Source organism: Pseudarthrobacter lactosi, assembly GCF_055412785.1.
In genome coordinates this window covers 61,914-87,603 of the sequence record NZ_JBVAYS010000003.1, presented here as the reverse complement: position 1 = coordinate 87,603, position 25,690 = coordinate 61,914, and the positions used below count along the sequence as shown (strand labels likewise).

Genomic DNA, 25,690 nt, shown 5'->3' with positions numbered 1-25,690 from the left:
ATGCTGGTGAGATTCCTGGTCCCGGCCAACATCCGCCACAACTCCGGCGGCAACGTCTACAACGCGCGGCTCACCCAAGGCCTGAGGACGTTGGGCGTGCCAGTGGAAACTCTGGCGGTAGAGGGTTCCTGGCCTGAGGCCAGCGCCAGGGAACGACGGCGGCTGGGCGGCCTGTTAGGCGCCTGGGACGCAAGGGCGGACTCACCACGGGCGGACACCACCCCGGAAACCGTCACCCTTGTGGATGGCCTGATTGCATGCGGTGCCCCTGACGAGCTGGAGTACGCCGCGGCCGCTGGACAACACGCCTGGATTTTGCAGCATATGCCGTCGCCCAACCACGCCGACGGCGAGGGGCGGTCATTGCGGGCGGCCGCCGGAGTGATCTGCACCAGTTCGTCCGCCGCCGCTTCGGCAGGAGAAAAACATGGGCTCCCCACCAGCCGGGTTGCCCTGCCCGGGACGGACCCCGGACCGGTGGCGCCGGGTTCGGTGCCGCCCCACATCATTGCGGTGGCCGCGTTGCTGCCCAACAAGGACCAGCTGCTGACCGTGGCCGCGCTGGCCAGGCTCGAGGACCTCGCCTGGACAGCGTCCCTGGTGGGAACGGACGACGCCGACCCCGCCTACGCAGCGCAGGTCCGGGCAGCCATCGCCTCCTCTGGATTGGAGGGCAGGGTGCGCGTGACCGGCCAACTGGTCGGGACCGCCCTGGCCGACGAGTGGAACCGGACAGACTTGAGCCTGCTGGTGTCCCGGGCCGAAGCCTTTGGGCTTGTGGTGACGGAATCGCTGGCCCGCGGCATCCCTGTCATTGTGCGGGAGGGAACCGGCGCCGTGGACGCGTTGGGCCTCGCCGGGAGACTCGCCGGGCGACTCGCCCCAGGACAGCCCGGAAGACAGTCCGGAAAACAGGACGGCGGGCGTGGTGGCGAGCGGGATGGCCAGATATATGCGGTACCAGGAGCCGTCGTCGGACTTGCCGGACCCGGAGACGACGCATCTGAAGGCGACGGACCTGGAGACAGCGGACGCGAAGACCACCGTGCGGACGTGCTCGCTTCCGTCATCCGGCATTGGCTGCTGGACGGAAACCTCCGCGCCGGCTGGCGTGCGGCTGCCCTGGCGGCACGGGAACAGCTGCCCGGCTGGGACTCCACCGCCCGGAACGTCCTGGAAATCCTCGGTGGGTCTCCTGAAGAAACCGCCGCCGAGGGGAAGCCTATCGCCCCGGGCACCGTCGGTGGACAATAAGCCATGACCTCGCTCCCGAGCTCCGCCACCGTGTTGATCCCACAAGCACTGAACACGGACACCCCGGGTCCAGATGCCCCGGATCCGCAGATGCTCACTCCAGAGCTCCTCAGGGCATGGGCCTGGCATAAGCAGGGTCTCGACGGCACACTGCTGGGCGCGGATGCCGCCGACGTGTTCAGCAGGGCCGGCTGGGCACGTTCCGTCGGCGGAGCCAACCCGTACCTCACGCTCTTTGCCCGCGCGGGCACCAGCCGCGCACAGGCAGATGCCGACGTCCTGTCGCTGAAAATCCATGAGCTGCCCACTGCCCGCGGCTGCACCTATGTGTTGGGCCGGGATGACTTTGCGTGGGGCCTCCAGATCGGTCGGGACGCCGCCGTGGCGCCGTTCCGTGTGCTGGCAAGAATGGGCGTCGAGCGCGGCGAGATCACTCTGCTGGAGGAAGAGATCCTCCACGCCCTGGCCGAAGCCGGCAGCCCGCTGGACCCCAAGCAGCTCAAAGACCTCCTGGGCGATTCGGTCCGGAACCTCGGCGAGGAAGGCAAAAAGAAGGGCGCTGCCACCACATTGCCCACGGCGTTGGGCCTCCTCCAGGCGGACGGCCGGATCCGGCGCGTCCCCGCCAACGGCCGGCTGGATCAGCAGCGCTACGCCTACACGCTGTGGGGGCTGCCGCGCACCGCCATGGACGACGACGACGCCCGCGGCCTCCTGCTGCAGCGCTATCTTGGCTGGACTGGCGGTGCCACGCTCAAGCAGTCGCAATGGTTCACCGGGTTCACCCTGGCCCACACCAAGGCGGCGCTGGCCGCCACGGGGGCGGTGGCGGTTCCCACCGCCAACGGTGAGGTGCTGTGGATGATGCCCGACGACGTCGGGCGGCTTGCGTCGTTCGAGGCGCCGGGGGAGGAACAGATTCAGCTGCTGGCCGGAACGGATTCGCTGGTCCTGCTCCGCAGGAACTCGGGGGATCTGTTTGCCGAGCAGGACAAGGGAAAGCAGGTCCTGGGGTCCACGTTGGCTTTGCAGGCTGACTTGCCGGACCACCCCATCTTTGACCGCGGCCGGATCATCGGGCTGTGGCAATACGATCCCGCGAATTCGAGGATTGCCCATTGGCTCTTTAACGGGGCCACGCCCGCAGTGTCCCGGCGTATCGCCGAGGTGGAGGCCTGGATCCGGGACGAACTGGGCGACTTCCGCTCCTTCAGCTTGGACTCACCGGCCTCGCGCCAGGACAGAATCGACGCCCTGGATGCCGCCGGTACGACTTAAGCTCTGCGGTGCGCTGCGAAAAAGTCCCTGAGGAGCGCTCCGCACTCCTCTTCCCTGACGCCGCCGTACACCTCAACCCAGTGGTTGAGGCGGCGCTCGCGGAGGACATCAAACACGGAACCCGCCGCTCCGGCTTTCTCATCCCAGGCGCCGAAGACCACCCGGGGAATCCTGGCCAGCACCACCGCGCCGGCGCACATGGCGCACGGCTCCAAAGTCACCACCAGTGTGCAGTCCGCCAGCCGCCAGCCGTCCCCGGTGCCGCCGTCGAGCCTGGACAAGGAACGCAACCGGTCCGCCGCCTGGCGGATGGCCACCACCTCGGCGTGCGCAGTGGGGTCTCCGAGCTCTTCCCGCTGGTTCCGTCCGGAACCCAGCACGGCGCCGTCGGGCCCTATCACGACAGCGCCGATGGGCACGTCCTCGGTGGCCAGCGCGCGCCGGGCCTCATCCAGGGCAAGACCCATCCATTCGCTGTGTTTCTTTTCGCCGGGGGACATGGCTCAATGATAGTTTCGAGGGATATCCATCCTTGACACCCGCTGACGCCAGGAGGAGTTCGAGTTCGTGGACGTCGATACATTCAGGGGCCGTGTAGGCCAATGGTTTAAGCCGTATGCCGCTCTGTGGATCACCATGCTGGTGGGTGGTGCCTTGGTGGTCGCCATGGCGCTCCTGGGTGCCGAGGTCTATGACAACGTGGTGGATGAAGAGGGCCTTACCGCCCTGGACCTGCCCGCGCTGGAGCTGTCCCAGGGCCTGCGGAACCCCGCACTGGATGCCGGGGTGACCGCTTTCACCAACATCGGCGGCGGTATCGGCATGCCCATCCTGGCAAGCATCCTGACGGCCTGGCTTACGTTCCTGAGCCGGACCTGGCGGCCCATCATCCTGGTGGGCGGCGCCGCGGCCGTGTCCACGCTGGCCACCACGGTGGGGAAGCGGCTGGTGGGCCGCACCCGCCCTGACCACGCCGAAGCTGTACCGCCGTACGAGACGTCGCCGTCGTTCCCCAGCGGCCACACGCTGAACACCACAGTCGTGATTGGTGTGCTGGTGTACATCATGTGCCTGCAGTTCGAGATTGCCTGGGCGCGCATCACCGCCATTGCTGCGGGGGTGGTCTTCATCATTGCCATGGGCCTGAGCCGCGTTTTCCTGGGCCACCACTGGCTGACGGACGTTATGGCCGGCTGGTTCCTCGGGCTGGCGTGGGTGGGGATCGTGATCCTGGCGCATCGGCTCTTCCATGTCCTGCGGAAACGCGAGCACGCCGGTCCGGCACCAACGTTCGAGCACCCCGCCATCCGGGACGAACAGCCGAGCTGATTCCCGGCCGGAGGCTGCCCCCCTGGGTGATAGTTTTGACCCATGCGCACTCTTGTTGTGGACCACCCGCTGGTCGCCCATAAGCTCACCGTCCTGCGGGACAAGAACACCCCGTCGCCCGTCTTCCGGCAGCTGACGGAAGAGCTGGTGACCCTCCTGGCCTACGAAGCCACGCGTGACGTCCGCACCGAACCGAAGACCATCGAGACGCCCGTCAGCACCACCATCGGCACTTACTTCACCAAGCCCACGCCGCTGGTGGTTCCCATCCTGCGCGCCGGGCTCGGCATGCTCGAGGGTATGACCAAGCTGGTCCCCACCGCTGAGGTGGGCTTCCTGGGCATGGCCCGCGACGAGGAAACCCTGGACATCATCACCTACGCGGAGCGGCTCCCGGAAGACCTGACGGACCGGCAGATCTTTGTGCTGGATCCCATGCTTGCCACCGGCGGAACCCTGCGCGAGGCCATCAAGTTTCTGTTCAAGCGCGGCGCCTCCGACGTCACGTGCATTTGCCTCCTGGCCGCGCCGGAAGGCCTGGCCAAGCTCGAAGAGGAACTTGCCGAGGCCAACGTGACAATCGTTCTGGCGTCCATTGACGAACGGCTTGACGAGAAGTCCTACATCGTTCCGGGTCTCGGCGACGCCGGCGACCGCCTGTACGGCATCGCCGGCTAGTTCTGGGCTGCTCCAGAATTTAGGTCTTCCGCTTTCCCCGCCGCCGCCGTTAGCCTGTGGCGCATGGACTGGAAACTTGAACTCGTTTTTGTGCCCGTATCCGACGTGGACCGCGCCAAGGATTTCTACGTCAACAAAGTTGGATTCAACCCGGATTTCGACGAGCGGCCCATGGATGGCATCCGCTTCGTCCAGCTGACCCCGCCGGGTTCCGCCTGCTCCATCTGTATCGGCGAAGGCCTCAATGACGCCCCTCCGGGTACGGCGCCAAGCCTGCAGATGGTGGTCAGCGACATCCAGGCCGCCCACGACCACCTCAAGGGCAACGGCGTAGATGTCAGCGACATTGACGTGCAGGACTGGGGGCACTTCGTTTATTTCGCTGATCCCGACGGCAACAAATGGGCGGTGCAGTACATCCCGGGGCGCGACGCCTAAGCCTGTGACTCACAGGCCTGCGGCGCCTAAGGCAAAATAGGCAGCATGAACATCCCGACACAAGCCGCCACACGCATGCCTGCAGCCACACGATCGCTGACCTGCCGTGCCGTCCTTTTCGATATGGACGGCACGCTGGTGGACTCCACGGCAGTGGTCGAAGAGGTGTGGGGAGAATTCGCTGCCCGGTACGGTCTGGACATCGGCGAAATCCTGCGCACTTCGCACGGCATCCAGGCTGCGGATACCGTCCGACGCTTCGCGCCGGCCGGAGCCGACGTTGTGGCGCTCACTGCCGAACTCGGCGCCATGGAACGGGTGCGGACTGCCGGTATTGTCGCGTTGCCGGGGGCTGCCGAGATGCTTCGCAGCCTCCCGGCCGAGGCAGTGGCGCTGGTGACCTCAGCGGACAGGACCCTCGCGGACATCCGCATGGACGCGGCGGGACTGGCCGTGCCGGCCACAGCCGTGACGGCGGAACTGGTCACACGGGGCAAACCGGACCCGGAAGGGTATCTGATGGCAGCCGGGCTGCTGGGCGTGCAGCCGGAGGACGCCTTGGTATTCGAGGATGCACCCGCCGGAATTGCGGCAGGGGTTGCCGCGGGGATCCGGACGGTGGCAGTGGGTCCCAATACGGGTGAATTGCCGGCAGGCGTGCTCCACATCCCGGACTACCGTGCAGTGACTGTCTCCGTGGAACGGAACGCCGGGGGACTGCCGGTCATTTCTTTCCGGCTTTGAGGTCGGCGACCATCTTCGTGATCCGCCTGGCCCGGGTTTCGTCCGTCTTGGCATCTCCGATTGGCTCCACGTACCGGCGCTGCGTGCTGTAGTTCAGCGTGGCGTAAAACACCTGCGCTTCGGGTTCGGCGGCCAGGGCTGCGGCCAGATCCTCGGGGACCTCGATGATGCGCGGCTGTGTGTCCAGTTCCACGTCCACCTCGATGGTGTCGCCGGCGGCGACTCCGGTGAATTCCCGGTTGGCGGTGCTCACCCCGATCAGGTTCTGTCCCCCCATGACCGCGATGCTGCTCCGGTAGCTCTTGCCGTTGATGGTCACCACCACCGGCGGACGCTTGCCCGCGCCGAGAGCCGAGATAACTTCCTCGGGAACCTCGATGCCCGCCTTGTTGCCGCTGCCCAGGATGGTGGTGGTGAATTTCATGGCCCAAGTATGGCGCGGAGCCGCCAGGCACGGAACCCCTGACCGCCACACCGGTAGCCACTGAGCGCCACAGCCACTGACCGCCACACTGGCAGCCCGAGCATTGGCAGCCTTGGCGCTGGTAGCCCGAGCGCCGGGACCCGGGCGCAGGGGAGCCTGGTAAGGCGGAGTCGGCCTAGTACCAGTTGTGCGACAGGTGGAAGTTCAGCGCGCCACACGGTGACTGGTAGCGCTCCTGGATGTAGTTCAGGCCCCAGTTGATCTGCGTGCGGTAGTTGGTGAGGTAGTCCCCGCCGGCGCTTGCCATCTTCTCAGCGGGCAATGACTGGACGATGCCGTATGCGCCGCTGCTGGCATTGGTGGCCGTGGTGGTCCATTCGGATTCCTTGGTCCACAGCGTCTGCAGGCACTGCATCTGGTCAGCGGACCAGCCGTAGGTCGCCAGCTGCCCGGCGGCGTAGGCCTGGGCTCCCGCAGGGTCGTTGACGGCCACAACGGGTGCGGGTACAGGCTCGGGAGCCGGTGCCGGTGCCGGTGCAGCCTCCGGGGCGGGGACCTGCGCAGGTGCCGGTTCGGCAGCCTGGGGCGCGACTTTGATCTCGGCCGGCGCAGCCTCTGGGGTGGCCGGGGCCTGAATCTCGGCGGCTTGGACGCTCAGCTTCGACTGGGCGCTGGCTTCTTCGGCGGCCTGGTTGGCGTTGGCAGCAAGCGACGCGGACTCGGAAGCGTGTGCTGCGGCAGTGACTCCGACCAGCAGGGCGCACGCCGTCGCGAACACCGCGGCGCGCTGGCCCATGGAGGGAATCCGGGCCGCCTTGGACAGTGGGGACATAGCTGCACCGATGCGGGTCTGCTTGCGGTGGCTGGCGGACTTTGTATCGCCCTGCGGACGTGTTTCTACCTTGAATTCAGACATGATGGATCGCCTCTCACACCTGCGGAGTTAGCTGTCGGGTTCGGATGAGGGCATCCGGCCACACGGCACAATCACGTGTTGGCTTAACCCCAAAGGGCACTTGGTGCCCGGGACGGTGGGTCCCCCGCCTCTGCCTCTGAAGACGGAATCCGGGAAGTGGCAGAGCTTGGCGTCATCCGGATATGCGGCCCAATCGGGATCCGCACCTGTTCGACGGTACAGGAGCTGGGCGCTTAAGTCACATTTTGGTAACAGGAATCACGAAGCCGGTGTGTCGCCTTGCTGCACTCCGGCTTCGGTGGTCTGCGCCACGGCTCCGGCGGGGAAGAGTAAGGCAAACTCTGTCCGCCCGGCCCGCGAGGTCACTGCCACGCTCCCGCCGTGGGCCTCCAGGATGGACTGGACAATGGACAGACCCAGGCCGCTGGTGCCCTCAGACGCCCCGGCGCCCACGGCCGGTGCCGTTCCCTTGCGGGCCGCGTCTGCGCGGGCAAACCGGGAGAAAACATGGTCCACGAATTCCGCAGGGATGCCGCCGCCGTCGTCCGCTACGGTCACTGCAGCGCCGCCATCCGCAGACTTCGTAACAGCGGTGACCACGGTGGTCCCGGGCGGCGTATGTTTACGCGCGTTGGAGAGCAGGTTGACCAGCACCTGACGCAATTGGGAGGCATCACCGGTGACGGCAAGCGGTTCGTCGGGCAGTTCAAGGCGCCAGTGGTGTTCCGGGGCTATGACTTTCTCGTCACTGACGGTTTCGATCACGAGTTGGGTGAGATCAACTTCGCTGAGCTTAAGGGGCTGTCCCTCATCGAGCCGGGCCAGTAGCAGCAGATCCTCCACCAGTGTGGTCATGCGTTCGGACTGGCTCTGGACGCGGGCCAGGGACTTCCGGCCGTCCGGCGTGAAGTCCTCGGTCATCCGCATCAGCTCCGTATACCCGCGGATGGCGGTCAGCGGGGTCCGCAGCTCATGGGAAGCGTCGGCAACGAACTGCCGCACCTTGGTCTCGCTCCGCTGCCGAGCCTCGAGGGCACTGGCCACATTGTCCAGCATCAGGTTGAGGGCGTGCCCTACGCTGCCCACTTCGGTTCCGGGATTGGAGTTCGACGGCGGGACGCGCACCGCGAGTGCCACCTCGCCGGCGTCCAGCGGGAGTCGCGAGACCCTCGTGGCCACCTCCGAGAGTTGTTCCAGCGGTTTCATGGTGCGCCGGATGAGCACGGTTCCTGCCAGCCCGATCAGCGCCAGGCCGCCGAGGGAAACGAACACAAAGGTCCATACCAGCGACGCCAGCGTACTTTCCTTGGCGGCAAGCGGAAGTCCCGTGACAAGGACATCCCCGTAAGAGGTTTTGACGGCCACCAGCCGGTAATCGCCGGTGGACAGGGTCCGGTTGACCGGCTGGCCGTCCGTGGCCAGATCCAAAAGGATGGGTTTGTCGGCAGCCGACAGGGGAGTGCGCGTGGTGTCCGAAGCGAGGAAGCCGCCTGTGTTGACCTTCCCATCCCTGATGCTGGCATTGACAGTGCCCACACTTTGCCCCCGGGAATCCAATGGGTCCCGGCCGTTGAATCCGCCGAATGGTGGCCGGCCGGGGCTGTCGGAGAGCTGGGCAGCCTGACTCAGCCGGTCATCGAGCTGTCGGGTGAGGAAGGCATCCATTGAGGCGAAGCTGGCCACCCCCACGGCGCCGCAGATGGCCACCAGCAAGGCCATGGCTAACAGGATCAGCCGTGTGCGCAGGTGCCAGGTATCCGGTTTCAGCCAGCTCCGGGCTGGTGCTGGGGTTGCTCGCGGTGAGGACATGGAGCAGCTACTCTGCCGGCTTGATGACGTAGCCAGCGCCGCGGACCGTGTGGATCATGGGCGGGTGCACACCGTCGATCTTCTTGCGCAGGTAGGAGATGTAGAGCTCCACAATGTTGGCCTGGCCGCCGAAGTCGTAGTTCCAGACGCGGTCCAGGATCTGGGCTTTGCTGATCACGCGTTTGGGGTTCTCCATGAGGTACCTGAGCAGTTCGAACTGGGTGGCGGTGAGCTGAAGGTCGTCGCCCGCGCGGGTCACTTCGCGGGTGTCGATGTTGAGGACAAGATCGCCCACCACCAGTTCCGCTGTGTCCATCGCGGCAACGCCGGAGCGCTGGACCAGGCGGTGCAGGCGCAGCAGGACCTCCTCCATGCTGAACGGCTTGGTCACGTAATCATCCCCGCCCGCCGCGAGGCCCAGGATCCTGTCCTGAACGGCGTCCTTGGCAGTCAGGAACAGCGCAGGTACCTCCGGCGCGAAGGCGCGGATCCTGCCCAGCAGCTCAACGCCGTCGAACCCTGGCAGCATCACGTCCAGCACCAGGACGTCCGGGCGGAACTCCTTGGCAACCTTGACGGCCTCCGGGCCATCCGAAGCAACGGCAACAGACCAACCTGCCATGCGCAGCCCCATGCTCATGAGTTCGGAAAGGCTGGGTTCGTCGTCCACTACCAGGGCACGGATGGGGGAGCCGTCCGGGTGGGTCAGCTGCGGAAGGTTGTCGGTCATGGAATGCGAAGTGGCCATGGGACAACTCTCCGATCATTCGGTTAACCCGCGCTATGGGGTTCCTGTGCGCACGCTGTGAATGCCAGCCTAGCGAGCTGGGTGGGCGCCCGGAGCGCCGAGCGCACGCCGGGCCGCCGTCGTTTCCGTTGGACAGGTGGCCAAAGGCCGCGAGCAATTTCGGCAAGTCATGGCACGGTGAATCAAATGGGCCTAGCGCCATGAATGGGCGAAGATTATTCGTTGATAAGGGCCATTTGAGCACTCTTGGCGGACAACAACTCACGATTTGCCGTCATTTCAGAATGGTGATCTATCACACAAAACCGCATTTTGTCTCACTATGCGGAACAACTCACCCATTGTTACTTGCAAGTTCTCATTGTTACGTTGCACACTTTGAATTGTGAACAAGAACTCAACAGCACCTGCAGCCGCAGAATATTGGCCCAGCACATCCGCTGCTGCCGACATGCGCTGTTGTCGAATGCACGCCTGACCTTCAGACCCCACGAAGTTCCTAGGCATTCGCCCCCAGCCCAGCGTAGGGCGCCCTCCCCAGATCCCATTGCGGGGAATTCAGCATTCGAGCCGCGATGACGGCCATTCACATTGAGGTAAGCATTCATGTCAGTTGCATCCGGATACGTCCACATCTCCGTCCGTAACGCAGGCAAGGCGGGCCAGGCTTCCGGCCTCCGCCAAGGCTTCGGCGCCCGACCGGCATTCGCCCCGGCAGCCCCCGGCGCCAGCTTTCCCGCCCCCGGCTACGCACCCCAGGGCTACAATCCCAACTCCTACGGCCAGCTCCGTGCTGTCCAGCCTGCCGAAGCCGCGCCGCTGACCGCGCCCACCCCGGTTATCGCGGGGCCAAACGCCGTGCGGCCCGTCGCCAACGACACCGTAGCCCGCGGATTTGTCCTCTACATGGGCATCGACGAGGAAACCGCAGCGGCCGCCGGAACCTCCATTGCCAAACTTGCCCAGGAAATCCGCGCTTACGCACAGTCACTCGTGACCGGTGCCGAAAGCTACGCTGCGGTGGCCGTGGCCCCGGCCGGCACCCCCGGTTCCGCGCTCGACGTCGTCCGTTCCACCTTCGGTGACCCCACCGTGAACGCACAGAAGCGCACCGAAACCGCCCGGCTGCAGCAGCCCCAGGATCCGCGCCCGTCAGGTGTCCTGATCGATCTTGCCCGCCGCGAAGTCCACCTTGACGGCGAATCCCTGAACCTGACCTTCAAGGAATTCGAACTCCTGAACTACCTCGTTGAAAACGGCACCCGCACCGTGGGCCGCGATGAGCTGCTCGAGGGCCTGTGGCGCAACGCCGAGGAAGTCCCCAACGAGCGCACCATCGACGTCCACATCCGCCGCCTCCGCTCGAAGCTGGGCCGCCTCGCCAACACCGTTCGCACCGTCCGCGGCCAGGGCTACCGCTTCTACGAGCACCCTGAAGTTATTGTCTGGGCCGCTCCGGAATACTCGATCTAGTCCTTCAGCTACGCACCAAAGCGGCATTTCGCCGTGCCTTAGACACCTCCTTCGTTCCTCAGTCGGCGATGCGGCACTACGCGAAATGCCGCTTTTGTGCGTCCGGGATCGGCGAGTGTTGGCCTCCGCGGCTGAAGGGTATGGGCGCTAGGCTTGGAGGCATGAGCGACCACCACATCAAACGCCTGGTGATCATGCGGCACGCCAAGGCCGACTGGCCCGGCGGCGTGGCGGATCATGAGCGGCCGCTGGAGGAACGGGGACACCGCGAGGCGCCCCTGGCCGGCAACTGGCTGGTCAAGCACGGCATCCTCCCGGATTTCATCCTGTGTTCCAGTGCGCTACGCACCCGCCAGACCTGCACCTGGGTCTGCTCAGAGCTGGGGGATAAGGCCCCGACGCCGAAGCTTGAGGACGGCCTCTACGCCGCCTCTGCGCTGCGGATGCTTGCCGTGGTCAACCACGTGCCTGACACCGTCACCACCCTGATGCTCATCTCGCACATGCCTGGCGTCCAGGACCTCGCCATGCACCTTGCCTCACGCGACTCAAACCACGACGCCTATATGGACGCCGCCATGCGCTACCCCACCAGCGCTCTCACGGTGCTGGAAACGGAAAAATCCTGGGCCGAGCTGGACGGTCAGGATGCCAGGCTGACCAAGTTCAAGGTCCCGCGAGCCCACTGACTCCCGCGAGCCCACTGACCTCGCGCGTCCCGGCGACCTCGCGCAGCAGCCCGGCGACGTGCTGGATACCGGGGCTGGCCGCCATGGTCCGGCGGTACACGATGCCCACCTGCCTGACCTGCGTGGGGTTGATCACGGGCAGGCACACAACGTCTTCAGGCAGTGGGGGCCGGCCGAGGCGGGGGACCAGCGCCACAACGACTCCCTGCTCCACCAGAGCGATGTGGGTAGCGAAGTCAGGATCGTAGACCCTGATGTCCGGCACCCGGCCCAGATCGGCGAAGATCCGAAGCAGCGCCTCGTTGCAGATGGCGCCGTGCGGGGTGCTGATCCAGCGTTCGTCCACGAGGTCGGCCGGTTCCACCTGGCTGCGCCCGGCCAGCGGATGGTCGCGGTGCACCAGGACGTCCGCAACGTCCTCGCACAGCCAGTCGAGCGTCATGTGCTCCGGTATGACCAGCGGGACGGAGTTCCAGTTGTGGACCACACCCAGGTCCGCCTCCCCGTTGGCCACTCGCGCCACGGCTTCCCGAGGGTCCTCGGCCAGCACACTGATGTCCAGGTCCGCTTCCGAAGAAGCCAGCCGTCCCAGCACTGGCCCCACAAGGCCACGGCACGCGGTGGAAAAGGAAACAACCTTGAGGTGCCCGGTGGGCTTGGCCGGATCCGCCAACAAGGTGGACTCCAGTTCCTCGAGCTCCGACAGGATGCGCCGGCCGTAGGCTGCCAGGGTGAGCCCCCGCTCAGTCAGCAGCACCCCGCGGCCGCGGCGCTCCAGGACGGGGAACCCGGTCTGCTTTTCAAGCTTCTTGATCTGTTGGGAGACGGCGGACGGGCTGAAGCCCATCACGTCCGATGCCGCTATGACCGAACCGTGTTGTTCGATTGCCGCCAGCGCCCGCAGCGAACCTATCTCAATCATGAAGCAAACGTACATGATTCGACGCAGAATTCAACGCTGGTGCTTCATCTGGCCTTCTGTAAGAGTGGGACCGTGAACCTCCGACACTCCCTCCTCGCCACCCTGGTCGCCGTACTCTGGGGCTTGAACTTCGTGGCCATCGACTTCGGCCTGCATGCAAATGGCCGCGAGGTTCCCCCGCTCCTTTTTGTGGCCATGCGGTTCCTCCTGGTGGTCTTCCCCGGGATCTTCTTTATCAGGAAGCCGGACGTCAGCTGGAAGGCGATCATCGGCGTCGGCGTCTTTATGAGCGCGGGCCAGTTCGGCCTCCTCTACCTGGCCATGGCGCTGGGCATGCCGGCAGGCCTCGCTTCCCTGGTCCTACAGGCGCAGGTGCTCCTTACCGTGCTCCTGGCTGCCGGTGTACTGCGCGAGCGGCCAAGCCGGAGCCAACTGGCCGGCGTCGTTCTTGGCGTTGCGGGCCTGGCCGTGGTGGCCGTCGGCCGCAGTGCCGTGGCCCCGCTGCTGCCGCTCATCATCGTTCTGGGAGCCGCGCTGTCCTGGGCTGCCGGCAATGTCATTGCGCGTCAGGCCAAGGCCGCCTCCGGGCTGGGATTGGTGGTCTGGTCCGGCGCAGTAGTACCCCTTCCCCTCGCCGGACTGTCGCTGCTGGTGGACGGCCCGGAGGCGGTTTTCGGCACGCTGGCAGACCTCCAGCCAGCCACGATCCTGAGCGTGCTGTACACGGCGATTTTCGCATCGCTGGTGGGGTACGGAATCTGGAACCGGCTCCTGGCCAGCTACCCGTCGTCGGCTGTGGTGCCCTTCACCCTGCTGGTTCCCGTGGTGGGCATGAGCGCCGCCTGGCTGGCATTGGGGGAGGTCCCGACGCCGGCCGAACTGGCTGGCGGGCTGCTCCTCCTGGGCGGGGTGGCGACAGCTGTACTGACTGGCCGGGGCCGGCGCGGTCCGCGGCAGGATCAGCGCCTGGGTCAGCGGCGGGACGCGGGTTTGGCAGCCGTCTTGGTGCCCGGTTTGGGTGCCGGCTTGCGGACCGGGGAAGCGGACGACGACGGCCGCTTGGCTGCCGAGGCAGGCATCCGTGCGGGCGCGCGGAGCCCTGACTCGCGCTGAGCTGTTGCGGTACCCAGGGGCGCCGCGCCCCTGGTTGCGGCGCCCCTGGTTGCGGCGCCCCTGGTGGCCGCGGTCCGAGATGCTGGGTACCTCGCAGCGGGCCGGCCTGCGCCGGACGCGGGCCGCCGCTTGGCGGGCGAGGGCTTCCGTTTCGCAGTTCCCGGGCGCCTTCCCGCGGGCCAGGCAGCGCCAAGGAAGGGGACCGCTAGTGTGGCAACCGCTGAGGCCGCACCCCAGTAGAAATAGTTGTCCGGATCCCCTGTGGGGAGCGGTGTGCCGAAGAACGACGACTGCTCGGCAAAGGCCAGTTCCCAGGTGCTGACAAAGGCCAGGGAAAAGGCAATGGTTAAGCTCGATCCCGCAGCGGTGGCAACCAGCACAAAGCGGCGCCCGCGTTTCAGCACCTCCGCTACAGCCGCCACGTAGGCCAGCGCAACCAGGCCCAGGAACGTGACCATCACGGCCTCTTCCAGGGTGATGGCGGTGAGCACCAGCATGCCCAAGGCGGCGACAGCCGCGATCACGGCAAACTTTCCGCTGTTACCCATGTGGCGCATGTGTTCAATCATCGCGCTACTTCACAACATAGCCGCGCATGATGGCCATGATTGCTGCAACGCTTTGGTCACGGGTGCGTTCGGGATTGTAGGTCTGCCGGTCCAGCCCCACCACAAAGCAGGCGCCAAAGATCGCTGTCTCCAGGCTGCCCCGTGAGATTGTTTCGTCCACTTCATACGCGGCAGCCACGTTCTCTATGGCAGCACCGATCACCGCCAGGAGTTCAGACCGGAGCACCGCGAACGTGTCCCGCCATTCGCTGGGAGTCCGCCAATTCTCGCTCACCCATAAGCGGGCGAAGGACGGGTAATCGGCCATAAAATCCATGGCCTGGCCGATCATGGCCTCCATGGCCAGCAGCGGATCGGCCCCTGGTTGCCCGGCCTCGCTGAGCAGGCGTGCCTTCAGGATGTCCACGCCGTGCCGCAGCAGCTGTGCGATCAGATCCGATTTGCTGCCGAAGTTATAGTAGACAGTGCCCTTGGAGACGCCCGCTGCCGCGGCGATCTCGTCCACCGTCACCCCAGCTGCGCCCCGCTGGCCGATGAGTTCCATGGACGCATCGAAGAGCTTCTGCCGGGTCGCTTTGGTCCGGGCCGGGCGAAGTTTCTTTTCCGCCGGCCCGTGCATGGCCGGATCCTGCCCGCCGGGATCGTGCCCAGCAGGATGGTGCACTCCCGGATCAGGCACCCCAGAATCAGGCACGGCAGGATCAGGCGCGCCGGCTCCGGGCACGGGCTTGCTCATACCGCGATCTCCGGTTTGAGCGTTTTGAGCGTCCAGTACTTGTGCTTCCGGACGGCAAGGGTGGACATCGCCGCGCCCAGCAGCGTGTAGCCGAGCAGCCCCAGGACAGTGGGCACGATCCCGGACAGGTCCGCGCCGTAGATCAGGTGCCGCATGCCCGTGACCACGTAGCCCATGGGCAGGATTTCGTGGACCACGTGAAGTGGCTGCGGGGTGGTCTGCCAGGGGAACGTGCCGCCTGAGGACACCAGTTGGAGCACGAGCAGGATCAGTACCACCAGCTTGCCGGGCGACCCCAGCAGCGCCACGATTCCTTGGATGATGGCGCTGAAGGCCATGGCCGCGGCCAGCATAAACAGCCACATGAGCACCGGATGCGCGGGGTTGAGGCCCAGCGCCAGGTTCACCACGAGGGTCAGCAGGCTCGCCTGCACCACCGAAACGGCCAGGAACGGAAGCCAGCCGCCGACGGCGATTTTCCAGGCCGGGGCGTTCGACGCCAGGGCCCGCTGGGTGATGGGCCGCATCGCCTGGATCAGCATAAAGATGCCGATCCACAAGGCGAGCGTCAGGAAGAACGGTGCCAGCCCGGCGCCGTAGGAGTCCGCCTTTGCCTGAGAGACGTTGCTGACCGCAACAGGATCGGCAATCACCTCTGAGAGGCTGCTCTTCTGCGAATCGTCCGGATTGGGCACCTGCCCCGCTCCCTTGGCAATTTCGTCGGCCAACGTCCGCGAGCCGTCAGCTGCGGTGGCGGTCCCCGCCTCAAGCTGCCCCGCGCCGGCGTCGAGCGTCTGCGCTCCTTCGACGAGGCGCCCGGTGCCGTCCAGCGCCGACTGCTCGCCGGTGGCCAGCGTGGCCGCCCCGGTGTGGAGCTGGTCTGCGCCAGCGGACGCCTGAATAATGGCGTCCTTCAGGGCAGGGGTGGCCGTTGCCAGCTGAGCTGCGCCGACGCTCACGGCCTCGGATCCGTCCGCGAGCTGCTGGATTTGGGTGGCGTCGGTCTGGATCCGGGTCTTAGCTGCGGCAACAGGGCTGGAGGCCGCCACAGTGTCGAAGTCGGCCAGGATTTTGTCCGCCTGCACCTGGGTGATCACTTCGGACGCGACCAGGCGGGCATTCGATTCGATCACGCGCGTCCGGAGTCCTTGGTCAGCTGCATCAAGCTGCGTGACGACGTCCTGGACTTTGGTGTTGAGCTGCGCATTCCCTACGGCCACCTGTGCCGCGCCGTTGGCCAGGGTCTGGGTGTCGGTGGGCAGCATGGCGGTCTTGTCCTTCAGGACGGAGAGCCCGCTGCTGAGCTGCCCGGCGCCGTCGGTCAGCTGGTTGGCCCCGTCACGCAATTTCAGCTGCCCGTTGTAGAGCTCGCCGGCTCCTGCGCTGAGCTCACTGGTGCCCTTATGGAGGGTGACCGTCCCGTCGCGGACTGTTGCCACGCCGTCCGCCAGCTGCCCGGCGCCGTCTGCGGCCTTGAGCATCTGGGCGTGGATGGTGCCGAAGCCGGTGAGCAGCTGGTTCGCCGTCTCTTCGCCCACTTCCTTGGCCACAGTTGTGTGCACCGCGGTGGTCAGTTTGTCCACGATGGTGCTCAGCAGGTAGTTGTTGGCATCGTTGGTGGTGACGTTCAGCATCGCCTGGCTGGCTGAATCGAAGCTGCCGGGGGAGACCAGGTTCGTGGAGAACTCGGCCGGGATTTTCAGTGCAAACGCGTACTTGCCGCTGCTGACCCCTGCATCGGCCTCGGCCGCTGTGGGGACCGCCTGCCAGTTGAAGACGTTGCCCTCCACGAGGCCGTCGGCCACCTTCTTGCCCGCCTGGAGCTGGGTGCCGTCGCTGGACTTGGCGCCGGTGTCTTCAACCACCAGGGCGGCCTCGATCTGGTTCAGGTTCCCGTAGGGATTCCAGTTGGCGTACAGGTACACGGCCCCGTACAGCAGCGGCACCATGATCAGGGCCAGGATGGTCAGCTTCGGCAGCAACCCGCCGGTCATCCGCTTGAGTTCGGAACGGGCCAGCCGCAGCACGGTCACTTCGCATCCTCGGTTTCGAGTAAGAGGGATTCGGTTTCTTCGTCGGTGAGAGCCGGCGCATCGGGTGCTTCGTCGGCGTCGGGGATGGCGTTGCCAATCACCGCGGCCGGCCCCGTCCACCCTGCCGGGAGGGCAGTAACGGTGACGACGACGGCGAGCGGCCGGCCGGCGTCGTACGCCAGCTCCTCAAGCCGCGGGAGCCAGTCCGCAGCGTGCGCACCGTGCCTGTTGGGGGAGTCCACCACCAGGAGGTCGGTATGAGGGTTGGCGAGCGCCAGGGCTGTCAGCAGTTCAATGCGCCGGTCCGGGGCCAGCTGCTCCGTCCACAGGTCCGCGATGTCCTCGAAGCTGTTGACTTTGAGCCAGGGCTTGCTGAGCAGCGCGCCACGGTAGCGGCGGGGGATCAGGGCGAGGTCCTCGGTGACCAGGTCCCGGACGCTGAGGTGCTGCTCGGGCTCGTTCACATTGGGGGAATCCACCAGGGCACTCGCAAGGCGGAGGGATTTGGTGCGTTCGTTGGCGTCCCAAGCGATCTTGCCGCCAGTGGGTTTCATGCGCCCGCTGATGGTCAGGGCGAGGGCTGTCCGCTGGTCCTGACGTTCGGCGGTGACGAGGAGGAGCTCACCCCGGCCGACCCGCAGAGAGGTGGGCGGGAGCAAATCGTCGCGCCGGCCTTTCACATGGAGCTGCTGTACGGAGAGCAAAGATGGCCTTTCGACGGTGTATGTCCGCCCCCAGCCTAACTGAACTGACTGGTCAGTTCAAATAGAAGGCGGAGTGGCGCAGGGGAGCAGGCCGGCGCGAACGGTCGCTTGCAGCCCCGACTACAAGCCGTACTTCTCCAGGAGCCGCAGCCACACCTCGCTGACGGTGGGAAACGACGGCACCGCATGCCACAGCCGCTCCAGCGGGACCTCGCCCACCACGGCGATGGTGGCGGCGTGCAGCAGCTCACCCACGTCCGGCCCGGCAAACGTGGCGCCGAGTAGGACCCGTCGATCCTCGTCCACCACCAATTGCGCCCAGCCTTCGTAGTGTTCCGAATGCAGCGACGAACCCGAAACCTCGATGGGCAGTTCCACGGACGACACGTTGTAGCCGTCCCGCCTCGCCTGTTCCACCGTGCGCCCCACCGCTGCCAGTTCGGGATCCGTGAACACTACGTTGGGGACGGCATGCTCGTTGGCGGTCTGGGCGTACCGGCTCCAGGCTGCGGGCGCACCGCGGAGCTCACCCTTGGCGCGGGCCGCGATGGCGTCGCCGGTAGCGCGGGCCTCGTACTTGCCCTGATGCGTGAAAAAATTCCTGCCAGCGGCGTCGCCAACAGCGTAGAGCCAGGGCTCCGCGCCATCCGCCTTCCCGTCTGGGAGGCCCGGAGCTTCCGGGAGGCTCTGGACGCCCTGGACTAGGCCAGTGGAGTCGGTGGTGAGTTTCAGCTGCCCGTCCCGGGCCTCGAAGCCCAGGCTCTCCAGCCCAAGTCCTTCAAGGGCGGGATGCCGGCCCGTTGAAACGAGGACCTTGTCGGCAGTGACAGTGGTTCGGCCGTCTGCCGTCTCGTCCTGAAGTGTCAGGGTGAACGTACCGTCGTCGTTTTCCCGGACACGTTCGGTGGACGTGTGGAGGCGGACCGCAACGCCGTCCGCGCGCAGCCCTGCGGTCACAAGTTTCGTGGCCTCTGCGGGAAACGCGCCCAACAGCCCGCTCCTGGCCACCAGCGTCACGTCCGAGCCCAGTCGAGCAAATGCCTGTGCCAACTCGGTGCCCGCTACGCCCCCGCCGATCACAGCCAGGCGCTCCGGCACCTCCTTGGCCGAGGTGGCTTCGCGGGTGCCCCAGACCTGCAGGTCCGCCAGTCCCTCGATAGGAGGCATGGTTGGCGTAGAGCCGGTGGCGAGAACCACCGCGTGACGGGCCTTGAGCTCGTAAGTGTTGCCGTCCAGCCCGGCTACTTCAACCGTGCGCGGCGCGGTGATCCACCCGTGGCCGCGGATCAACTCGATACCGGCGCCTTCCAGCCACTTCACCTGGCCGTCATCCTGCCAGTTTCCGGTGAAATAGTCCCTGCGCTTGAGGACTGCCGCTGCATCCAGTGTCCTGGTGACGGCTTCAGCTGCGCCGGGTACTACCTGGGCGCCGTGCAGGGCCGTGCCGGGGCGGAGCAGGGCTTTGGACGGTATGCAGGCCCAATAGGAGCATTCGCCGCCTACCAGTTCGGCCTCAATGAGAACGGCCGTCAGGCCACCCTGGACCACCCGGTCGGCCACGTTTTCCCCCACGGCACCGGCGCCGATCACAATGACATCGAATTCCCGTTGCAGCGTCTCAGGCGTCATTCGTCCAGCCTACGCCCGCCTCGCGAGGCGGGGTTGTGCCCGTTGCTCCTGCGGCTGGGGACGGGTGCCGCGTCGGCCATCGTGTTAAAGACAAAAGGCCCGTATCGGCGAACCGATACGGGCCTTGCTCTGTGCGCCCAGAGGGATTCGAACCCCCGGCCTTCTGTTCCGTAGACAGACGCTCTATCCAGCTGAGCTATGGGCGCATATTGTGTTTCGTGGAGTTTCTTGCTCCCCGAACCTCGAATTACTTTACGCGAGGGAGGCCCGGAGTTCCAAATCGAGAAGCATGTAATCTAGCTGACTAGACCGGTCTAGGTGACCTTCGTCACTTAATTCCAATAGTTTGTGCGCCGTTTCCTTGAATTTGCGCGGTTTTTGGTTCAAACGCTCACCAACGTGCACGGTTGGACCAGTTTGAGGCCCTTGGGTGGCCCATAGCATTTAGTCCACACCGATGAACCTGAGGAAGGGAACCGCAATGGGCGATCTCGCAAGACTGCCGCTGCTTGAGAAAGCACCCACCACGCATGCCGGCCTACTGGCATGGGTCGAAGAGGTTGCTGAACTCACTCAGCCGGACCGCATCCACTGGGTTGACGGTACCGAAGACGAAAACAACCGTCTTACTGACGAACTCGTCGCAGCGGGGACACTGACGCGCCTGAACCAGGAGCTCTTCCCCAACTCTTTCGCTGCATTCTCTGATCCCGCGGACGTAGCCCGTGTGGAAGAGCAGACCTTCATCTGCTCCGAGAAGGAGCATGACGCCGGCTTCACCAACAACTGGATGGCTCCGGCCGAGATGAAGCAGAAGCTGCGTGGGCTGTTCGCCGGCTCCATGCGCGGCCGCACCATGTATGTGATCCCGTTCGTCATGGGCCACCTGGATGCCGAAGATCCCAAGTTCGGCGTCGAGATCACCGACAGCGCTTACGTTGTTGCCTCGATGCGCATCATGGCCCGCATCGGTACCGATGTGCTGAACCGCATCACCGAGACCAACGCCTTCTTTGTCCCGGCCCTGCACTCCCTGGGCGCGCCGCTCGAAGCGGGCCAGGCGGATGTGCCGTGGCCGTGCAACCCGGACAAGTGGATCGTTCACTTCCCCGAGGAGCGCTCCATCTGGTCCTACGGCTCCGGTTACGGCGGAAACGCGCTGCTGGGCAAGAAGTGCTACGCCCTCCGTATCGCCTCCGTGATGGCCCGCGACGAAGGCTGGCTGGCCGAGCACATGCTCATCCTGAAGCTGACTTCGCCGGAGCAGAAGACGTACTACGTCTCGGCTGCCTTCCCGTCCGCCTGCGGCAAAACCAACCTCGCGCTGCTCGATCCCACCATCGAGGGCTGGAAGGTGGAAACCCTTGGCGACGACATCACCTGGATGCGTTTCGGCAAGGAAGGCGAACTCCGCGCCGTCAACCCCGAGGCCGGCCTCTTCGGCGTGGCTCCGGGCACCGGCTGGGGCACCAACCCCAATGCGATGCGCGCCATCGCCAAGGGCAACAGCATCTTTACCAACGTCGCACTGACCGACGACGGCGGTGTGTGGTGGGAGGGCATGACTGAGGAAGTGCCCGCTCACCTGACCGACTGGCAGGGCAACTCCTGGACCTCAGACTCCGATAAGCCCGCAGCCCACCCGAACTCGCGCTTCTGCACGCCGATCGACCAGATCGACATGCTCGCCGAGGAGTACAACAACCCGGACGGTGTTGAGCTTTCCGCGATCCTGTTCGGCGGCCGGCGCAAGACCACCATCCCGTTGGTCACCGAAGCGCGCAGCTGGTCAAACGGCATCTTCATGGGTTCCACGTTGTCCTCCGAGACCACTGCCGCGGCAGCCGGCGCCGTGGGCGTTGTCCGTCGCGATCCGATGGCCATGCTGCCATTCATGGGCTACGACGCAGGCGATTACCTGAACCACTGGGTCAACCTGTCCGCCAAGGCCAACCCGGAGCGCCTGCCCAAGATCTTCCTGGTCAACTGGTTCCGCCGCACGGCCGAGGGTGGCTTCGCCTGGCCTGGCTTCGGCGACAACGCCCGCGTCCTCAAGTGGGCCATCGAGCGGCTGGAAGGCAAGGCGGACGCCGTTGAAACGCCGATCGGCTTTGTTCCCACGGGCGAATCCATCGACCTCAAGGGCCTGGACATGACGCCCGCGCAGGTCGAAGAGGCCGTCCGTGTCGACCCGGCAGAGTGGGCCACCGAGCTCGCATCCATCGAGGAGTGGTACGCCAACTTCGGCGATTCCCTCCCCGAGGCGCTGCAGTCCGAGCTTGCCGGCCTGAAGTCCCGCCTGGGCTGAGTCCCCACCGCCTCCACACCACAACGCGGGGTCACTCGTTGCCCAATAAGCCACCGTTTATGGGCAACGAGTGACCCCGCGTTGCTGCTTAAAGTGCGACGGCGGCCCCGCACCTTTTGCAAGAAAGGTGCGGGGCCGCCGTCGTTGGGCTATCTAGCTGGCGAGCCAGATGTCCGGTCCGAAGACCTCGTAGTGGATCTTCGTGGCTGGGATCCCGGCGTTGATGGCCTCGTTGCGGATGTGCTTCATAAAGGGCAGCGGCCCGCAGAGGTACAGCGAAGCGTTGGCCGGCAGGTCTACTTCACGCAGGGACATAAAGCCCTCGTGGGATCCGGCGCGTGGTTCCTCCAGCCACAGCTGGAGGTCGGCGCCGTCCAGGCGTTCGACGTCGTCCGTCATCTGTCCGCGCAGCGCCCAGCTGTCCAGCGTGGTTTCCGCGTGCAGCACCAGCACCTGCCGGTCGGAGCCCGACTCGGCGAGGGACCGGAGGATCGACGCCGTCGGCGTGCAGCCGATGCCGGCCGATGCCAGGACCACCGGGCCGTCGCCGTCCTTGAGGGTGATTTCGCCGTAGGGGTTGGAAATCTCCAGGATGTCGCCAACCTCGACGCCGTTGTGCAGCACGGGGGAGACCTCGCCGCCGTCGTCGAGCTTCGTGGTGAAGCTGCGGCTGGTGCCTGCATCGCCCGACAGCGAGTACTGCCGGACCTGGCGCAGGCCGTCGGGGAGCTGGACCTTGACGCTGACATACTGGCCGGGCAGGGCGGGTGTGACCGGGGTGTCGTCTGCGGGTTCCAGGGTGAAGGTCAATGAGCCGATGCCGGCAGGGCTCTTTGCGGCAACCTTCCAAGGCGTCCACATCTCGCCGTTGGCCTGCGCTGCGTAGAGGCCCTTTTCAAGCTTGATGAGAGCGTCGGCCATCAGCCAGTACACCTCGGTCCAGGCTTCGGCGATCTCCGGCGTGATGACCTCGGCCAAATCCTCCGCGATGGCCGCGAAAAGGTGCTCGTAGACCACCTGGTACTGGGGCTCGGAAATCCCGAGCGACGCGTGCCGGTGGGCGATGCGGGACAGCACGGTTTCGGGGAGCGTGCCCGGGTTGTTGACCAGGTGCGTGGCGAAAGCGGCGATGCTTCCGGCCAGCGCCTGCTGCTGGTCGCCCGAGCGCTGGTTGGAGCGGCTGAACAGGCCATCCAACAGTTCCGGGTGTGCGGCGAACAGCCGGGCATAGAACTTGGGAGTGATGGCGCCGATCCGGGAACCGACGAGCGGCAGCGTGGCCTCAATGACGGGGCGGGATTTGTCCGAGAGCATGTGTACTCCTGCGATAGGGACCGGGCTTTCGTCCGGTCAATGTGAATACCGACATTTGAAATGCGTATATTCGTACCTCAAGTTCTACACCTCGTAGAAGTTTGAATCAAATCAGTGGGGGTGTGGACGCGCTGTACCGGGTTCAGGCTACCGGCTACAGCCCGGGGCGCAGGCCGATCATCTCGAAGACGGGTGTCATCTGCCGCGAGCCGGGAAGCTCGGCCACAACCACGCCGTCAAGTTCCCGGTAGAACGCTTCACGGGCGCGGGCCAGCGCGACGCGTAGCCTGCATTCGTGAATCAGCGGGCAGTTGCCGCCCGGAGCCACACAGTCGGCGGCGTCCGTCCGGGTGTCCAGGTCCCGCAGGACCTGGCCCACCGTTGCCTGGCGGCCAGCGGAGCTGAGCCGGGATCCGCCCGACCTGCCACGTTCCACCTCGATCAGGCCCAGGGTCCGCAGTTTGGCCATCGCCTTGCTGACGTGGTTGTACGGAGTGCCCACGGCATCGGCGACGTTCTGTGTAGTCAGGAGGGTGGCGGCGGGCGCAGCCGCCAGAACCATCAGCGCCCGAAGGCTGACGTCTGCGAAGGCGTTGATTTTCATGGCAACCGGGGTCCGGTCTAGTCCACCCAGACGGTGGGTTCGCTGGTGTCAGCGGCGAGCTGGCCAAACTCCCATTCGTGCGTCCCGGTGTTGGCGGCGTAGGGGAGGACCGCGGCGAAGACGGATCCGTCGCGGTGTTCGGCGGCTACATGGATGGCATCTGTTTCTTCCTCGACCAAGAGGATGTCGCAGACAATGGCGGCCGCGCGGAAATCAGCCCGGTTCTGCCGGAGCAGCTCGGTGAGGTCGCTGATCATCGTGTCCGCATCGAAGTCAGCGTCGGAGCCGTCCTGGGCATCAGCCGGTGTGACGGCCACAAGGCGGACTTCGCCGTCGTTCTCCACCACCAGCGCGAACGGCAGGAAGCCACCGTTTCGCTCAAGCTGTTCCTGGGCGGCGCCGACGCCTGTGCCCAGCAGGTTTTCCAGGTCCGTGGCTGAGGCCTCGGGAACGGAATCCCGCCACGAAGCCACTCCGGCCTGGCCGTCTGTGGCTGCGGGGGCCACTTCCGGCTTAGCGCCTGACATGGGAGAGCACGCGGTCGCGGACGCGTTCCATCGTGGCCCGGTCCGTTGCTTCCACGTTCAGGCGGAGGAACGGCTCCGTGTTGGACGGGCGCAGGTTGAACCAGAAGCTGCCGTCATTTGCCGTGAACGTGCTGCCGTCCATGATGTCAACGGTGATGTCCTGGGCGGCGAAGTCGGCGCGGACGCGCTCCACGGCGCCGGCCTTGTCCTCGATTTCGGAGTTGATCTCGCCGGAGGAGACATAGGGTTCGTACTCGCGGCCGAGCTCGGACAACGGCCCGTCCTGCTCTCCGAGGGCTGCGAGCACGTGCATGGCTGCGAGCATCCCGGTGTCTGCGTTCCAGAAGTCGCGGAAGTAGAAGTGGGCTGAGTGCTCGCCGCCGAACACGGCACCTTCCTCGGCCATGACTGCCTTGATGAAGGAGTGGCCCACGCGCGTGCGGACGGCGCGGCCGCCGTCGTGCTCCACCAGTTCCGGCACTGCACGGGAGGTGAGCAGATTGTGGATGATGGTGGGCGTTGCCTCGCCCTGAGCCTGGGCGCGGGCAATTTCGCGGCGTGCCACCATGCCGGTGACCGCCGACGGCGACACGGGCTCGCCCTTTTCGTCGATGACGAAGCAGCGGTCGGCGTCGCCGTCGAAGGCCAGGCCGAGATCGGCGCCGTGCTCAATGACGGCGGCCTGCAGGTCGCGGAGGTTTTCGGGCTCGAGGGGGTTGGCCGGGTGGTTCGGGAAGGAGCCGTCCAGCTCGAAGTACAGGGGGATGATCTCGAACGGCAGCTTGGGCAGGAGGGCGTTGCCCAGCACCGCCGGCGTGGTGAGGCCAGCCATGCCGTTGCCTGCGTCCACAACTACCTTCAGCGGCCGGGATCCGGAGAGGTCCACCAGCTGGCGGAGGTACTCGGAGTAGTCCTTCAGGACGTCGTGGACGCCGATCAGGCCGCGGGCGGGGGCCGCCGGGATGGAGCCTTCGTTGAGGTACTGCTCGGCGAGGGCCTGGATTTCTTTGAGGCCTGATTCGGATGAGATGGGCTGCGCGCCGGCCTTCGACATCTTGATGCCGTTGTATTCGGCAGGGTTGTGGCTGGCGGTGAACGTGGCGCCGGCGGCGTTGAGGGAGCCGCAGGCGAAGTACAGCTCATCGGTGGAGATCAGGTCAAGGAGCTTGACGTCGGCGCCGCGGGTGGCAGCGCCGTCAGCGAAAGCCTTGGCGAACTCGGGGGAGGAGGGGCGCATGTCGCCGCCTACCAGGATCGTCTGGCCCGCCAGTTCCAGGACATCAACGAACGCGGCGCCCACGGCTTCGACGATTTCAGCGGTGATGGATTCGCCCACGATGCCCCGGACGTCGTAGGCCTTGAAGGATGCCGAGAGGTCAAAAGTCTTTGTCTGTTCGCTAGTCACGGGTCTTATCTTACGTGGACCTGCGGACCTTCCCGGTTGTCCACAT

24 protein-coding genes, 1 tRNA gene and 1 riboswitch are annotated in these 25,690 nt (G+C 65.7%); of the genes, 10 read left to right on the top strand and 15 right to left on the bottom strand.

From position 1 onward, the window contains the following. Nucleotides 1-1,254, top strand: a complete 1,254-nt coding sequence (locus ACZY0Q_RS13875; RefSeq protein WP_463917700.1) for a glycosyltransferase — start codon at nucleotides 1-3, stop codon at nucleotides 1,252-1,254. A gap of 90 nt (nucleotides 1,255-1,344) precedes the next feature. Then, on the top strand, nucleotides 1,345-2,532 hold the full coding sequence (locus ACZY0Q_RS13870; RefSeq protein WP_463918652.1) for a DNA glycosylase AlkZ-like family protein: 1,188 nt from the start codon (nucleotides 1,345-1,347) through the stop codon (nucleotides 2,530-2,532). Here ACZY0Q_RS13870 and tadA read toward each other — a convergent pair. After that, entirely contained in the window at nucleotides 2,529-3,032 is a 504-nt protein-coding gene (gene tadA, locus ACZY0Q_RS13865) for a tRNA adenosine(34) deaminase TadA (RefSeq protein ID WP_463917698.1), read from the bottom strand. The genes ACZY0Q_RS13870 and tadA overlap by 4 nt on opposite strands. 136 nt (nucleotides 3,033-3,168) lie before the next feature. Here tadA and ACZY0Q_RS13860 point away from each other — a divergent pair, with 136 nt between their 5' ends. The 4 genes from ACZY0Q_RS13860 to ACZY0Q_RS13845 all read left to right on the top strand — a co-directional run bounded on the left by ACZY0Q_RS13860 (nucleotide 3,169) and on the right by ACZY0Q_RS13845 (nucleotide 5,721). Continuing rightward, the gene (locus ACZY0Q_RS13860) at nucleotides 3,169-3,861 is read left to right on the top strand and encodes a phosphatase PAP2 family protein (RefSeq protein WP_463918651.1); all 693 of its coding nucleotides are present in this window, start codon (nucleotides 3,169-3,171) and stop codon (nucleotides 3,859-3,861) included. A gap of 42 nt (nucleotides 3,862-3,903) precedes the next feature. Then, on the top strand, nucleotides 3,904-4,539 hold the full coding sequence (upp, locus tag ACZY0Q_RS13855; protein ID WP_463917696.1) for a uracil phosphoribosyltransferase: 636 nt from the start codon (nucleotides 3,904-3,906) through the stop codon (nucleotides 4,537-4,539). 63 nt (nucleotides 4,540-4,602) lie between these two features. After that, nucleotides 4,603-4,977: a VOC family protein gene (locus ACZY0Q_RS13850; RefSeq protein ID WP_463917694.1), complete on the top strand. Its 375-nt coding sequence runs from the start codon at nucleotides 4,603-4,605 to the stop codon at nucleotides 4,975-4,977. A 45-nt stretch (nucleotides 4,978-5,022) separates the two neighbouring features. Further along, nucleotides 5,023-5,721, top strand: a complete 699-nt coding sequence (locus ACZY0Q_RS13845; protein WP_463917692.1) for an HAD-IA family hydrolase — start codon at nucleotides 5,023-5,025, stop codon at nucleotides 5,719-5,721. Here the strand turns inward: ACZY0Q_RS13845 and ACZY0Q_RS13840 are convergent. The 4 genes from ACZY0Q_RS13840 to ACZY0Q_RS13825 form a co-directional block, all read right to left on the bottom strand. Next, nucleotides 5,702-6,145, bottom strand: coding sequence for a DUF1905 domain-containing protein (locus ACZY0Q_RS13840; protein ID WP_463917690.1), 444 nt, complete (start codon nucleotides 6,143-6,145; stop codon nucleotides 5,702-5,704). The genes ACZY0Q_RS13845 and ACZY0Q_RS13840 overlap by 20 nt on opposite strands. Before the next feature lie 175 nt (nucleotides 6,146-6,320). Further along, entirely contained in the window at nucleotides 6,321-7,061 is a 741-nt protein-coding gene (locus tag ACZY0Q_RS13835; protein ID WP_463917688.1) for an aggregation-promoting factor C-terminal-like domain-containing protein, read from the bottom strand. A 5-nt stretch (nucleotides 7,062-7,066) separates the two neighbouring features. Further along, nucleotides 7,067-7,219: riboswitch (cyclic di-AMP (ydaO/yuaA leader) on the bottom strand. Between the two features lie 100 nt (nucleotides 7,220-7,319). Further along, on the bottom strand, nucleotides 7,320-8,870 hold the full coding sequence (locus ACZY0Q_RS13830; RefSeq protein ID WP_463917686.1) for a sensor histidine kinase: 1,551 nt from the start codon (nucleotides 8,868-8,870) through the stop codon (nucleotides 7,320-7,322). A gap of 7 nt (nucleotides 8,871-8,877) precedes the next feature. Continuing rightward, on the bottom strand, nucleotides 8,878-9,618 hold the full coding sequence (locus ACZY0Q_RS13825) for a response regulator transcription factor (protein ID WP_463917684.1): 741 nt from the start codon (nucleotides 9,616-9,618) through the stop codon (nucleotides 8,878-8,880). A 606-nt stretch (nucleotides 9,619-10,224) separates the two neighbouring features. On the opposite strand from ACZY0Q_RS13825, the gene ACZY0Q_RS13820 reads away from it, so the two are divergent. Further along, nucleotides 10,225-11,091, top strand: coding sequence for a winged helix-turn-helix domain-containing protein (locus tag ACZY0Q_RS13820; RefSeq protein WP_160677712.1), 867 nt, complete (start codon nucleotides 10,225-10,227; stop codon nucleotides 11,089-11,091). Nucleotides 11,092-11,252: 161 nt separating this feature from the next. Further along, nucleotides 11,253-11,780, top strand: coding sequence for a SixA phosphatase family protein (locus ACZY0Q_RS13815; protein WP_463917681.1), 528 nt, complete (start codon nucleotides 11,253-11,255; stop codon nucleotides 11,778-11,780). On the opposite strand, the gene ACZY0Q_RS13810 is transcribed toward ACZY0Q_RS13815, so the two are convergent. Then, nucleotides 11,758-12,702 (bottom strand): LysR family transcriptional regulator, encoded by a 945-nt coding sequence (locus ACZY0Q_RS13810; RefSeq protein WP_463917679.1) that lies wholly within the window; start codon nucleotides 12,700-12,702, stop codon nucleotides 11,758-11,760. The two genes, ACZY0Q_RS13815 and ACZY0Q_RS13810, sit on opposite strands and share 23 nt — an antisense overlap. A 72-nt stretch (nucleotides 12,703-12,774) precedes the next feature. On the opposite strand from ACZY0Q_RS13810, the gene ACZY0Q_RS13805 reads away from it, so the two are divergent. Beyond that, nucleotides 12,775-13,815: an EamA family transporter gene (locus ACZY0Q_RS13805; protein ID WP_463917677.1), complete on the top strand. Its 1,041-nt coding sequence runs from the start codon at nucleotides 12,775-12,777 to the stop codon at nucleotides 13,813-13,815. Between the two features lie 573 nt (nucleotides 13,816-14,388). On the opposite strand, the gene ACZY0Q_RS13800 is transcribed toward ACZY0Q_RS13805, so the two are convergent. From ACZY0Q_RS13800 to ACZY0Q_RS13780, 5 genes are all read right to left on the bottom strand, one after another. Next, on the bottom strand, nucleotides 14,389-15,003 hold the full coding sequence (locus tag ACZY0Q_RS13800; protein WP_463918650.1) for a TetR/AcrR family transcriptional regulator: 615 nt from the start codon (nucleotides 15,001-15,003) through the stop codon (nucleotides 14,389-14,391). 113 nt (nucleotides 15,004-15,116) lie between these two features. Continuing rightward, on the bottom strand, nucleotides 15,117-17,153 hold the full coding sequence (locus ACZY0Q_RS13795) for a YhgE/Pip family protein (RefSeq protein WP_463917675.1): 2,037 nt from the start codon (nucleotides 17,151-17,153) through the stop codon (nucleotides 15,117-15,119). After that, a complete protein-coding gene (locus ACZY0Q_RS13790) occupies nucleotides 17,150-17,857 on the bottom strand; it encodes an ABC transporter ATP-binding protein (RefSeq protein ID WP_463917674.1) in 708 nt (235 codons plus the stop codon). The genes ACZY0Q_RS13795 and ACZY0Q_RS13790 overlap by 4 nt, the downstream gene beginning before the upstream one ends. 120 nt (nucleotides 17,858-17,977) lie before the next feature. Continuing rightward, nucleotides 17,978-19,486, bottom strand: a complete 1,509-nt coding sequence (locus ACZY0Q_RS13785) for a dihydrolipoyl dehydrogenase family protein (protein WP_463917672.1) — start codon at nucleotides 19,484-19,486, stop codon at nucleotides 17,978-17,980. Nucleotides 19,487-19,618: 132 nt separating this feature from the next. Continuing rightward, nucleotides 19,619-19,692: transfer RNA gene (locus ACZY0Q_RS13780), tRNA-Arg, on the bottom strand. Nucleotides 19,693-19,967: 275 nt separating this feature from the next. Between ACZY0Q_RS13780 and ACZY0Q_RS13775 the strand changes: the two genes are divergently transcribed. Beyond that, nucleotides 19,968-21,794, top strand: a complete 1,827-nt coding sequence (locus ACZY0Q_RS13775) for a phosphoenolpyruvate carboxykinase (GTP) (RefSeq protein ID WP_463917671.1) — start codon at nucleotides 19,968-19,970, stop codon at nucleotides 21,792-21,794. Between the two features lie 153 nt (nucleotides 21,795-21,947). On the opposite strand, the gene ACZY0Q_RS13770 is transcribed toward ACZY0Q_RS13775, so the two are convergent. The 4 genes from ACZY0Q_RS13770 to ACZY0Q_RS13755 all read right to left on the bottom strand — a co-directional run bounded on the left by ACZY0Q_RS13770 (nucleotide 21,948) and on the right by ACZY0Q_RS13755 (nucleotide 25,644). Further along, complete coding sequence (locus tag ACZY0Q_RS13770) at nucleotides 21,948-23,108, bottom strand: globin domain-containing protein (RefSeq protein WP_463917669.1); 1,161 nt, start codon at nucleotides 23,106-23,108, stop codon at nucleotides 21,948-21,950. Between the two features lie 154 nt (nucleotides 23,109-23,262). Beyond that, a complete protein-coding gene (locus ACZY0Q_RS13765; protein WP_463917668.1) occupies nucleotides 23,263-23,712 on the bottom strand; it encodes an RrF2 family transcriptional regulator in 450 nt (149 codons plus the stop codon). Between the two features lie 17 nt (nucleotides 23,713-23,729). Next, the gene (locus ACZY0Q_RS13760) at nucleotides 23,730-24,239 is read right to left on the bottom strand and encodes a hypothetical protein (RefSeq protein ID WP_463917667.1); all 510 of its coding nucleotides are present in this window, start codon (nucleotides 24,237-24,239) and stop codon (nucleotides 23,730-23,732) included. Next, on the bottom strand, nucleotides 24,226-25,644 hold the full coding sequence (locus tag ACZY0Q_RS13755) for a phosphomannomutase/phosphoglucomutase (RefSeq protein ID WP_463917665.1): 1,419 nt from the start codon (nucleotides 25,642-25,644) through the stop codon (nucleotides 24,226-24,228). Before ACZY0Q_RS13755 ends, ACZY0Q_RS13760 begins: the two co-directional genes overlap by 14 nt. Between the last annotated feature and the right edge of the window lie 46 nt (nucleotides 25,645-25,690).